This window comes from Kribbella alba, assembly GCF_039529635.1.
Taxonomy (GTDB): domain Bacteria; phylum Actinomycetota; class Actinomycetes; order Propionibacteriales; family Kribbellaceae; genus Kribbella; species Kribbella alba.
The window spans coordinates 306,084-316,542 of sequence record NZ_BAAANE010000010.1 but is presented as its reverse complement, the minus strand read 5'-3'; the positions used below and the strand labels follow the sequence as shown (position 1 = coordinate 316,542).

Sequence of the window (10,459 nt, the reverse complement as noted above, 5' to 3'; positions counted from 1 at the left end):
CCACATCCCGTCCGAACATGTGTTCGACCCTACGCCCGGCCGGGGACCCCGAGCAAACCCGCAACCGACCAGTTTGCCCTTATCCACAAGGGAAAACATCACACCCCACCAGCCAAAAACCGGATATATATGTCATCAATCCCCGTCACTGTGGATGACTGTGATCCCGACCGAAGAACGGGCGAGCCCGCAGACCCCGGCGGCTCGCTGGACTGGCCGGTGAGTGCGCCACGGAGGACAGCGTCCGCATCGCCGTACATCTTGGTTGGCGATGCGGGCAGGCGACGGAGGTTTGGTGGCAGCCGATGGGGTGGGAGAAGCGGCCGAAGAGCGAGCCGGGGCCATGACTTGGGGCAGGTGTTGTCGTTTAGTGAGCGAGAGACCCAACCGGATGAGGGGCGGCGTGGGTATACAAGGTGTGCCGACGATGACAGGTGAGCCGACTGCTTCTACGGCTCCGCCCTCGGATGGGGCGGGGTTCGTGGAGTGGGTGCGCCCGCATCTGTCGTCCATGGCACGGCTTGCTGCTCGGCTGGCGGTCGGGGCCGATCGAGACGACATCGTGCAGGAGTCGTTGACGCGGGCTTGGTTGAAGCGCCACCAGTACGACGCGTCGCGCGGTACGGCGTCCGCCTGGTTGCTCGCGATCACGGCGGACCAGGCTCGTAAGGCGGCCAAGCGGTTGCGTCCGGTCGCCGAGCTCGACGAGCACGACACACCGGAGGCGCGGCCGGATGTAGAAGCCCGCGTGGATGTGGACCACGCCGTCGGCACGTTGTCGACGCGGCAGCGATTGGCCGTGGACTGCTACTACTTCGCTGATCTGTCGATAGCTGACACCGCAGCGGTGATGGGCTGTTCCGAGGGCACCGTCAAATCAACTCTTTCCGATGCGCGGGCCCGCCTGCGCTCCTTGCTGGAGGTCAGCGAATGAACCCCGTCGACAAGGTCGACGACCTGCTGGCGAAGGCCGGCGCCCAGTGGCGCGCCGGACAGCCGTCACCCCCCGAGCCCGAGCTCGACCGGATCACCCAGGGCAAGCGTCCGCATCGATGGGTCCCGGTCCTGGCTGCCGCCAGCGTCGCCGCGATCGCCATTGCGGCGCTGGTCGTCCTGCCCGGCCACAAAGATGCCCCGCAGCTAGTTGCCCCCAGCAATGAAGATCCGCTGCTTGTGCACAACGGCGACAAGGTGGAGGTCAGCGGCCAGGTGATCGCGGCAGCCGGCAAGCAGCCGGTGTTCTGCCCAGCGGTGCCGCAGAACGCCGTCGGCTACCTCCCCGGCAAGGAGCCCGCACCCACGTGCCCGCCGAACCTCGAGGTCCAACTGACCGGGGTCGACCTGGACCGCCTCAGCAATCCGTCGACCATCAAGGGCACGCGCTCCGGCCAGGCTCACCTAGTCGGGATCTGGAACGACCGCAAGCTCGCCGTGCAACAGCAGTCGGTCCCGCTGAAAGAGCAACCAGTGCCCGAACCGAAGATCCCGTGCGATCCGCCGGCGGGTGGTTGGCAGCCGGGCGGCATCGTGGAGCCGGGCGGTCCGGCAGTGGACGCCTTCTTCAACGCTCGCGGCGCCGAGCTCGAACAGCCCGCGATGCGCTACCCGCTGGGGCAGGCGGTCAACGCCCCGGTGGTCTTGATGGTCGGTGTTGCCCATGGCAACGTGGACGCGGTTCGCCAGGCGATCAAGGGCGTGTACACCGGAAACGTGTGCGTCTTCCAAGCGAAGTACAGCCGGAACGAGGTCACCAAGTCCGGCGGCGCGGTGTCGGCCCTGATGGCGCAGAAGGACCTAGGCATCTTCGGCACCGGCCAGTCCGTCGGAGATCACCCGGTCAGCGTCGACCTCCTTGTGTACGACGAGGCTGCCAAAGCGGCCCTTGCCCCGATCGGTCTGGACATCCTCGATCTCCGGCCCGAGGTGAAACGGATCAGCTGAGCAGGCCGACGAGTGCGTCGCCGCGGGGAGTCCGTTGGATGCGGACCTCGCGGCCCACTCGTTCGCGAACCACCAGGCCTGCCGAGGCCAGGTTCGACAAGAGCACGTCGAGGCCGCCGGTGACCACAGCCGCGCCGATCCGCTCGGCCTCGCGGGTCCGGAGCGCCGCGGACTGCTGCCAGAGCGGCGGGCGTCAGGCACGCCGGCAGCAGCGCGCGCGTCCGGTCGAACATCGGCGTGACTGCCTGAGCGGCCTCTGCCGGCAGTGCGCGGCGAACGGCACGAGTCCACTCCGGGGCGATGCCTTGGCGAGGGCCGCCGAGCGCGTCAACGACCAGGGAGATCAGGCTGGCCATCGGCGCCGGAGCCACCGAGACCCGGACCCTGGCGGGATCTCCCAGGAGCAACTCGGTGTGCCGTGGGCTGAGGGTCCAGCCATTGGGGCGGCCCCCTCGCTTGACTAGACCAGATTAGGCCGCCAGGGGTGCACGGGGGCTCGTCAGCGGTCGTGGAAGAACTCGACCAGCATCCGTGCCGTCGCGGCGGGCTGGTCGATCGCCGGGGAGTGTCCTGCGTCGGCGATCATCTGCGGCTGCACGCCGAGGATGTCCGCCATCGCGTCCTGCACCGCAAGCGGCCAGCCGTCGTCGGTCTCGCCGTACATCACCTGGGCCCGGACGCCGGTTTTCGCGAGCTGCTCTGTGCGGTCGTCGGCATCGATCAGTCGCCGGGTGATCTCCGCGAGGCTCGCCGGCACGTTTCCGGTGAACCGCTTGCGCAGGAAAGCGGCGACGTCCTCGGCTGGCGCGACGTACTGGGGTTCCTTACTGTCGTGGTCGAGCTTCAGGTCGTACACCTGCTCGATCGGCAGGTTGTCCAGGCCGAACGCGAGCATCTGCAGTCCTTGTCGCTTCGCCTCGTCGCTGAAACCGCCAGGGCCGGAGCACATCAGCGTGATCGTGGAGAACACGCTCGGGTCGGTCAGCACCGCCTCCCGCGCGACCAACCCGCCGAAGGAGTGCCCAACGAGCTGGCTGTAGCCGCCGAGCGCCTTACTCATCGCCACGACGTCCGCTCCGAACTCCGCCAGCGTGTACGCCGTGGCGTCGGCGGGGCCAGGCGTCTCGTACTGGCCGCGCTGGTCCACGGCGACGGCGATCCAGCCGTACCGCGCGAGGTGGTCCACGAGCGGGGTGAAGTCTTCCTTGCTGCCGGTCCAGCCGGGAACCAGCAACACCGTGCCGAGCGGCGTACCGACGTCCGGCCTGGCCTGCAAGGTGGCGAAGGTGCCACGGTCGGTCTCGAGGCTCGCGGGGCGGACCCCTTCTGGCAGCGTCAGCGTGCGCGGCGTACTCACGTGTCAACGGTATGCCACGGTGCGGCACAATGTGCGGGTGCCTCGCACACTCGCGGTTGCCAACCAGAAGGGCGGCGTGGCCAAGACGACCACGGTTGCCTCCCTAGGTGCTGCCCTGGTGGAGCTCGGTCAGCGCGTGCTGCTGGTCGACCTCGATCCCCAGGCCTGCCTGACGTTCTCGCTCGGAACCGACCCGGAGGACCTGGACAGGTCGATCCATCACGTCCTGCTCGGCGGGGAGAAGGCGCGGGACGTGCTGGTCTCCACCGATGAAGGGCCGGATCTGCTGCCGGCGACGATCGAGCTGGCCACGGCCGAGGTCCGCCTGGCCGCCGAGAGTGGGCCGGAGCAGATGGTACGAACGGCCCTGCGCCCGTTGCGGTCGGCGTACGACTGGATCGTGATCGACTGCCCGCCGACCCTCGGACTGCTGACGGTGAACGGCTTGTCGGCGGCGTCGGATGTGCTGATTCCCTTGCAGTGCGAGACCCTCGCGCATCGCGGTGTCGGTCAATTGCTGGACACCATCCACGATGTCCAGCGCCTGACCAACCCGGATCTGCGGATCCTCGGCGTCCTGCCGACCCTCTACGACGGCCGTACTACGCACGCTCGGGCCGTGCTGGAAACCATCGCCGACACCTATTCGCTGACGGTGCTCGCCCCGTCCATCCCGAAATCCATTCGCTTCGCCGAGGCCCCGGCGATCGGCAACACGATCCTCACCACGGCATCGACCACGGCCGGCGCCAAGGCGTACAGGGCGCTCGCGGCTGCCATGGTCTAGCTGGCATCCGGCTGCGTCGGAGGACCAGCGGACACGCTAGCGGGAGTCCGACGAAGGCGACCACGGTACCGCCAAAGCGGGACAGCGATCAGCGCGAAGGCGATCAGGAACGGCAACACCGCACCCAGAGCCGTCGCCAGCGCGAAGAACGTAGCGGTGAACGCGTCCCAGCCGCCCTTAAGCCCAGCCAGGAAGCCACGATCCTTCTTCTGCTCCACCGGCGCCTTGCCCGGTTCTGCCAGCACAAGAGACAGAGTTGCCAGCTCCGTTTGCAGGGAGAGCGCCTTCTGCTTGGCCAGCAACGCCTCCAGGTCGGCCTCCCGGCGGGTCAGTTCGGTCTCCACCGACACGATCTCGCCGATCGTGTTCGCCTTGGCCAGCAACGTCCGCATCCGTTGCAGACTCGCCCGCTGCGAGGAGATCCGGCTCTCCACGTCGACCACCGCTTCGGTGACGTCGCTCGATTCCTGATGGATCGCGGTCCGCTTGCCAAGGCCGGACAGGCGCTGGATCGCGGTCTCGTACGACGCGGTCGGCACCTTGAGCACCAGGTTCGCCCGGGTGATCTTGCCGTCCGCATCGCTTCCGGTGTCCTCCGAGGCGACCTGCCCTCGCAGCGACGCGACGATCGTGATCGCATCCTGCCGCTTCGCGTCGACGTCGGGGTCCTCGACGGTGAGCGTCCCGGTCTTGATGATCGCGCGAGTCACCGTCGGCTGGGCCTGCGGCGCCGGTACTGGCGCCTTGCCGTCCGTGGCCACGTCACCCTTGGAGACGCCCCCGTCGGCTTGTTCCGGAACCGCCGCGGCGCCGCCCGAAGTACCGGAGTCGCCGTTGCTGCCGCTACAGCCGGACAGCAGAACGGCCGCGGTCAGGATCGCTCCTGCTGCCGCGGCCGTGAAACGCGTCCTCGTCATCGCCACACCCTTCCCGCCCGATGGTCAGTTCGGACCTAGGACGGGTGGGACCGCGCGGGTTGTTGCGGTCGGCGGGTCACAGTTGTGGCACGGACCGGTCGGCTACTCCGGCGAGGTGAAGGTCGGCATGATCCCGTTCACCGGCGCCTCAGCCTTCTGCGGTGCCGCCTTCTTGCGCGGCGCCTCGGCCTTGGGCTCTGCTGCGGCCTGGACGTCAGCCTCGAGCTCGCTGCTGCCCTTCGTGGCCTCAGAGGTACTGCGGCGGCGCGTGCGCTGCCGGGACTTCCGCGGCGCCTCGGCTGCTTGTGACGACGACTCAGCGGTCGGCGGGACCTCGGTCTTGGCGGTCACGTCCGCCTCGGACTTCTCCTTGGCCGCGACCTCGCCCTCGAGCGGCTGCCCCGAGCGGAGCCGTCGCCGGTTGCGGTTGGGCCGCTTCCGGGCCGTCCGCTCGCCCGACTCGCCCTCTTCGGCCGTACGCCCGGCCGGCTTCTCGCGGGCAGGCTTCTCCTCGGCGGGACGGGCCGGCTTGATCCGGCCCTTCGCCTCGGTCGGGATGCCGAGATCGTGGTAGAGCTCGGGGGAGGTCGAGTAGATCTCCTGCGGCTCGTCGTAGGGCAGGTCGAGCGCCTTGTTGATCGTCTTCCAGCGGACCAGGTCCGGCCAGTCGACGAAGGTGACGGCGATGCCACTCGCACCCGCGCGGCCGGTGCGGCCGATCCGGTGCACGTAGGCCTTCTCGTCCTCGGGACAGGTGTTGTTGATGACGTGGGTGACGCCCTCGACATCGATGCCACGCGCCGCGACGTCGGTACAGACCAGTACGTCGATCTTGTCGCCGCGGAAGCGGGTCAGCGCCCGCTCCCGGGCCTGCTGGTTCAGGTCGCCGTGGATCGCGGCGGCCTTGAACCCACGGTCGATCAGGTCGTCGGTGAGCCGGGACGCTTCGCGCTTGGTGCGGCAGAAGATCATCACCCGGCCGCGGTCCTCGGCCTGCAGGATGCGGGCGACGACCTCCGGCTTGTCCAGGTCGTGCGCGCGGTAGACGAACTGCGCGGTGGCCGGGACCATCTGGGAGTCGTCGTGCGACTCTGCCCGGATGTTCAGCGGGTGCCGCATGTGCGTGCGGGCCAACGAGACCACGGCGGACGGCATGGTTGCCGAGAACAACATCGTCTGGCGGAGCTCGGGCGTCTTGCGCAGAATGCGTTCCACGTCAGGCAGGAAGCCGAGGTCGAGCATCTCGTCGGCCTCGTCGAGCACCAGCACCTTGATGTGGCTCAGGTCGAGCACGCCGCGGTTGGCCAGGTCGAGCAGCCGTCCCGGCGTACCGACGACGACGTCGACGCCGGACTTCAGGGCATCCAGCTGCGGGTCGTAAGCGACCCCGCCGTAGATGGTGAGGATGCGGACGGTGCGGACCGTCGACGCGGTCTCCAGGTCCTTGGCGACCTGGATGGTCAGCTCGCGGGTCGGGGTGACGACCAGCGCTTGCGGCTTGCCGGGTGCGGCCAGCTCCTCGTAGTCGGCTTCGCCGGGGGAGATGGTGCGCTGCAGCAGCGGGATACCGAACCCGAGGGTCTTCCCGGTGCCGGTTCGGGCCTGGCCGATCAGGTCGGTCCCCATCAGTGCGACGGGGAGCGTCATCTCCTGGATCGGAAATGGCTCCACGATGTTGACGCGATCGAGCGCGTCACAGATCTCGGGCAGGACCCCGAGCTCTCGGAAGGTGGTCAGGCTGATCGCCTCTCACATGCTTGTGCGGACAGTTGCAACAGGGCCGGGCGCCTGAACTTCACGGCGCGGGACACTGTGCAAGCGGCTCGCACCAGCTTGCCCATCTGGGCGCGTCACCGGCGAAACAACCTCCAGTGTAGCGGGAATACCAGGTACGGCCGCCCCGCGCACATCCGGCCTCGGTACCGGCTGCCCGATAGTGTGCGGCCCATGACGGAATTGACGGCCTTCGATGATCCCGCCTACCGGGCCGCGGCTGTGGATCTGCTGGGTGTCCTCGCGTACGGCGAACTGACCGCGTTCGAGCGGATCGCCGAGGATGCGAAGCTCGCCCCCACCCTCGACGACAAGGCCCAGCTGGCCCAGCTGGCGACCACCGAGTTCGGGCATTTCGTGCAGTTGCGGGACCGGCTGGTCGAGCTCGGGGTCGACCCGATGGACGCGATGGAACCGTTCGTGACCCCGCTGGACGCGTTCCACGACCACACCGCCCCGGCGGACTGGCTCGAGGGCCTGGTGAAGGCGTACGTCGGTGACGGTCTGGCGAACGACTTCTACCGGGAGGTCGCGGCGTACGTGGATGCGGAGACCCGGGCCCTGGTGCTCGAGGTGTTCGCGGATTCCGGCCAGGCCGAGTTCGTGGTGGACCGGGTGCGGGCCGCGATCGAGGAGGACCCGAAGCTCGGCGGCCGCCTTGCCCTGTGGGGACGCCGGCTCGTCGGCGAGGCGCTGAGCCAGGCCCAGCGGATCGCCGCGGACCGTGATCCGCTCGCTGCCCTGCTGGCCGGCAGCGTTGACCGTCCAGGCCTCGACCTGGCCGCGATCGGCCGCATGTTCACCCGCCTGACCGAAGCCCACACCGCCCGCATGACCGCCCTCGGCCTCCAGGCCTGAGCCCGAACAGCAGAGCGGCCGCCTGCCCCGAGTGGGGTGGCGGCCGCTGTGGTGGTGCGGATCAGGCAGCAGAGGTTCTTGATCTGCCTTGGTATCCCGCGATGATCGCGACGACGATGACGGCGCAGACGATCTGGATCAGGTACTGCGTCCAGTCGGGTCCGCTGGTGTCCTTGACGCCGAGGGCTTTGGCGATCAGGCCGCCGATGAAGGCGCCGATGCCGCCGCCGAGGATGGTCCAGCCGAGGCTGATGTTCTGCTTGCCCGGAAGCACCAGCCGGGCAAGCGGCCCGAAGATGATGCCGGCGATGAGACTCACGATGAGCATCCAGACCCAGTACACGGTTCCTCCTTGATGGATGGCTGACCTGCGCCTGTTCGGTGCCCGTCGCTAAACAGACCACCTAACACGCAGGTCTACAACCCATCGTCCTCGCTTCGTCGCACACCGCAACCAGGACACGCCACCGTGACTCAGATGGCGCCGAAACCGACCTTGCGGATCGACACCTCGCCGATCTCGACGTACGCGAGCCGGTCGGCCGGGACGATCACCCGGCGGCCCTTCTCGTCCGTCAGCTGCAGCAGGTTGGACTTCCCGGCGAGCGCGTCCGCGACAGCCTGCTCGACCTCTTCGGGGCTCTGCTCGCTCTCCAGCACCAACTCGCGATTGGCGTGCTGGACGCCGATCTTGACCTCCACGAAACCCTCCCGGGCACGTTCCGACCGGCGGCTCTCGCCGGTACCCGATTCGAGCCTATCCGGTGTGGACCCCCGGCTCTCACCCGTCCGCCCAGAGCAGAACCAGTGGGGCAGAACGAGGTCAGCTCTCGGTGCGGGGGAACCCGCGGATGCCGCGCCAGGCCAGGCTGGCGACCAGGTCGGCGGCCTGCTGCTGGGCGAGTGAGGAGTTCTCCGAGCCGAGCCAGTACCGCGCGCTCACCTGGGCCATGCCGACCAGGCTGACCGCCAGCACCATCGACTGTTCCTTGCTCAGCCCCGCGTCCGCGCTGATCACCTCCGAACACGCCTCGGCGCACTGGTGGGTGACCCGCTCCACCCGCTCCCGTACTGCGGGTTCGTTGGTCAGGTCGGACTCGAAGACCAGCCGGAACGCACCCTGCGCGTTCGCCACGTACTCGTAGAACGCGTGGATGGTGGCGCCGACGCGTTCCTTGTTGTCCTCGGTGGAGCGCAGGGCGTCCCGGACTGAGGCCACGATCGCGTCGCAGGAGGTGTCCAGCAGCGCCAGGTAGAGGTCGAGCTTGCCCGGGAAGTGCTGGTAGAGCACCGGCTTCGAGACGCCGGCGCGATCGGCGATGTCGTCCATCGCGGCGGCGTGGTAGCCGTTCGCGACGAAGACCTCCTGGGCCGCCTCGAGCAGTTGCGCGCGGCGGGCCAGACGCGGCAGGCGGCTGCCGCGCTTGGGCGCAGTCTCCGGTGTCGTCGACACGTCGGCTCCTTCAATCTTGCGGCCCCGGCGGACGGCGACCCCCGGGTGGTTCAACCGAATCCTACCTATCGGTAGTCCTCGTCGTCGGTTCCGCCGACCGTTCGGCGCTGCTCCGCCACGTCGGCCGGGTCGGCCTCGGTCGGCAGATCGGACAGGTCGTCGTCGCGATCGTCGAGTCCGGGCGGCGGCTGATGCTGCTCCAGGACGTCGGCCGGGTCCGCTTCGACCGGTACTTCGGAGGGCTCGTCCCACCCCTCGAGGCCGGTCAGCGCCTGGCGCTGCTCCACGACGTCGGCATCCGGAGCCTCGAGCGGCAGGTCCAGCGCAGTGTTCTCGTCTGGGGTGGTCATGGAGCTCCTCTCAGGGGCCAAGTACTGACAGGTACCCAAGGGCGTGACAGTTAAGACGGTAGCGGCTTCGGATCGTCGTACAGGCCCTCCAACACGTCGCCGTACTCCTCGATCCGGGCGAGCACGTCGGCCGGCAGGAAGGTCAGGTCGGCCGGTGTCCGGGCGGCGGCGACCTCGTCCCAGTCGATCGGTGTCGACACCCGCGGCTCGTCGGCGCCCCGCAGCGAGTACGGCGCGAGGGTGGTCTTGGCGCTGGCGTTCTGGCTCCAGTCGATGAAGACCTTGCCCGGCCGGAGCGCCTTCGTCATGTTCGCGGTCACGTTCTCCGGTAGCGCCTCGGCCAGCTGCTCCGCGAGCTGCTTGGCGAACGCGCTGGTGGTCCGCGACGACGTCGGCTCGACCGGGACGTAGAGGTGCATCCCCTTGTTCCCTGAGGTCTTGGCCCACCCCTCGAGACCGTAGTGGCCCAGCAGCTCCCGGAGAGCCATGGCCACGTCGCAGCACTCCACGATAGTGGCCGGCGCGCCCGGGTCCAGGTCGAACACGATCAGATCGGCTCGCGGGTTCTTGCCCTGTTCGGAAAGGCCGATCCGCCATTGCGGGACGTGCAACTCGAGCGCGGCGAGGTTGGCGAGCCACACGATGGTCGGGACGTCATCCGCCACCACGAAGTCGGCCTCGTCCCGCCCGGTGGAACTTCCGGGGGTCGGCAGGGTCACCGTGCGGACCCAGTCCGGCGTACCGCGGGGTGCGTTCTTCTCGAAGAAGTACGCCGCGCCGGTGCCGTCCGGCCAGCGCTTGCGGGTCAGCGGCCGGTCCGACAGGTGTGGCAGGAGCAGCGGTGCCACCTGGTGGTAGTAGTCGATCACCTCGGCCTTGGTGAAACCTGTCTTCGGGTAGAGCACCTTGTCGAGGTTGGTGAGCTTCATAGTCTGCCCATCGACCTCAGTGGTCAGTTGCTTCGGTCCAGCGGCCATAGGTCACAGTGTCCCGACAAAAGCCGGAGTCGGGCGGCTTTAACAT

General features: G+C 68.5%; 13 protein-coding genes. 4 read left to right on the top strand and 9 right to left on the bottom strand.

Annotation, left to right across the window (positions count from 1 at the left end; genetic code table 11):
- The first annotated feature begins 427 nt into the window (after positions 1-427).
- Together ABD210_RS28635 and ABD210_RS28630 are read left to right on the top strand one after the other, a co-directional pair.
- Positions 428-934: an RNA polymerase sigma factor gene (locus ABD210_RS28635; protein ID WP_344115600.1), complete on the top strand. Its 507-nt coding sequence runs from the start codon at positions 428-430 to the stop codon at positions 932-934.
- Complete coding sequence (locus ABD210_RS28630) at positions 931-1,941, top strand: hypothetical protein (protein WP_344115598.1); 1,011 nt, start codon at positions 931-933, stop codon at positions 1,939-1,941. Before ABD210_RS28635 ends, ABD210_RS28630 begins: the two co-directional genes overlap by 4 nt.
- Here ABD210_RS28630 and ABD210_RS28625 read toward each other — a convergent pair.
- Entirely contained in the window at positions 1,934-2,068 is a 135-nt protein-coding gene (locus tag ABD210_RS28625) for a hypothetical protein (RefSeq protein WP_344115597.1), read from the bottom strand. The genes ABD210_RS28630 and ABD210_RS28625 overlap by 8 nt on opposite strands.
- A 372-nt stretch (positions 2,069-2,440) precedes the next feature.
- Positions 2,441-3,298 (bottom strand): alpha/beta fold hydrolase, encoded by an 858-nt coding sequence (locus ABD210_RS28620; protein WP_344115595.1) that lies wholly within the window; start codon positions 3,296-3,298, stop codon positions 2,441-2,443.
- A gap of 37 nt (positions 3,299-3,335) precedes the next feature.
- Between ABD210_RS28620 and ABD210_RS28615 the strand changes: the two genes are divergently transcribed.
- Positions 3,336-4,085: a ParA family protein gene (locus ABD210_RS28615; protein ID WP_344115593.1), complete on the top strand. Its 750-nt coding sequence runs from the start codon at positions 3,336-3,338 to the stop codon at positions 4,083-4,085.
- On the opposite strand, the gene ABD210_RS28610 is transcribed toward ABD210_RS28615, so the two are convergent.
- Positions 4,082-5,002, bottom strand: a complete 921-nt coding sequence (locus ABD210_RS28610; protein WP_344115591.1) for a DUF4349 domain-containing protein — start codon at positions 5,000-5,002, stop codon at positions 4,082-4,084. The genes ABD210_RS28615 and ABD210_RS28610 overlap by 4 nt on opposite strands.
- A 102-nt stretch (positions 5,003-5,104) precedes the next feature.
- Positions 5,105-6,649 (bottom strand): DEAD/DEAH box helicase, encoded by a 1,545-nt coding sequence (locus tag ABD210_RS28605; protein WP_344115589.1) that lies wholly within the window; start codon positions 6,647-6,649, stop codon positions 5,105-5,107.
- Positions 6,650-6,949: 300 nt separating this feature from the next.
- Here ABD210_RS28605 and ABD210_RS28600 point away from each other — a divergent pair, with 300 nt between their 5' ends.
- Positions 6,950-7,633, top strand: coding sequence for a ferritin-like fold-containing protein (locus ABD210_RS28600; RefSeq protein WP_344115587.1), 684 nt, complete (start codon positions 6,950-6,952; stop codon positions 7,631-7,633).
- Between the two features lie 61 nt (positions 7,634-7,694).
- Here the strand turns inward: ABD210_RS28600 and ABD210_RS28595 are convergent, their stop codons facing one another.
- The 5 genes from ABD210_RS28595 to ligD form a co-directional block, all read right to left on the bottom strand.
- Positions 7,695-7,976 carry a GlsB/YeaQ/YmgE family stress response membrane protein gene (locus ABD210_RS28595; RefSeq protein ID WP_344115585.1) on the bottom strand — a complete coding sequence of 94 codons (282 nt, stop codon included), beginning with the start codon at positions 7,974-7,976 and terminating at the stop codon, positions 7,695-7,697.
- A gap of 131 nt (positions 7,977-8,107) precedes the next feature.
- Positions 8,108-8,335 (bottom strand): DUF3107 domain-containing protein, encoded by a 228-nt coding sequence (locus ABD210_RS28590; RefSeq protein WP_344115584.1) that lies wholly within the window; start codon positions 8,333-8,335, stop codon positions 8,108-8,110.
- A gap of 121 nt (positions 8,336-8,456) precedes the next feature.
- A complete protein-coding gene (locus ABD210_RS28585) occupies positions 8,457-9,086 on the bottom strand; it encodes a TetR/AcrR family transcriptional regulator (protein WP_344115582.1) in 630 nt (209 codons plus the stop codon).
- A gap of 65 nt (positions 9,087-9,151) precedes the next feature.
- Positions 9,152-9,436 (bottom strand): hypothetical protein, encoded by a 285-nt coding sequence (locus tag ABD210_RS28580; protein ID WP_344115580.1) that lies wholly within the window; start codon positions 9,434-9,436, stop codon positions 9,152-9,154.
- A gap of 50 nt (positions 9,437-9,486) precedes the next feature.
- Positions 9,487-10,413 (bottom strand): non-homologous end-joining DNA ligase, encoded by a 927-nt coding sequence (gene ligD / locus ABD210_RS28575; protein ID WP_344115579.1) that lies wholly within the window; start codon positions 10,411-10,413, stop codon positions 9,487-9,489.
- Positions 10,414-10,459: the final 46 nt, after the last annotated feature.

Coding starts and splice junctions, on each gene's coding strand:
- ABD210_RS28610 (WP_344115591.1), bottom strand. CDS start 5,002: ATGACGAGGACGCGTTTCACGGCCGCGGCAGCAGGAGCGATCCTGACC.
- ABD210_RS28605 (WP_344115589.1), bottom strand. CDS start 6,649: ATGACGCTCCCCGTCGCACTGATGGGGACCGACCTGATCGGCCAGGCC.
- ABD210_RS28580 (WP_344115580.1), bottom strand. CDS start 9,436: ATGACCACCCCAGACGAGAACACTGCGCTGGACCTGCCGCTCGAGGCT.
- ABD210_RS28630 (WP_344115598.1), top strand. CDS start 931: ATGAACCCCGTCGACAAGGTCGACGACCTGCTGGCGAAGGCCGGCGCC.
- ligD (WP_344115579.1), bottom strand. CDS start 10,413: ATGGCCGCTGGACCGAAGCAACTGACCACTGAGGTCGATGGGCAGACT.
- ABD210_RS28635 (WP_344115600.1), top strand. CDS start 428: ATGACAGGTGAGCCGACTGCTTCTACGGCTCCGCCCTCGGATGGGGCG.
- ABD210_RS28600 (WP_344115587.1), top strand. CDS start 6,950: ATGACGGAATTGACGGCCTTCGATGATCCCGCCTACCGGGCCGCGGCT.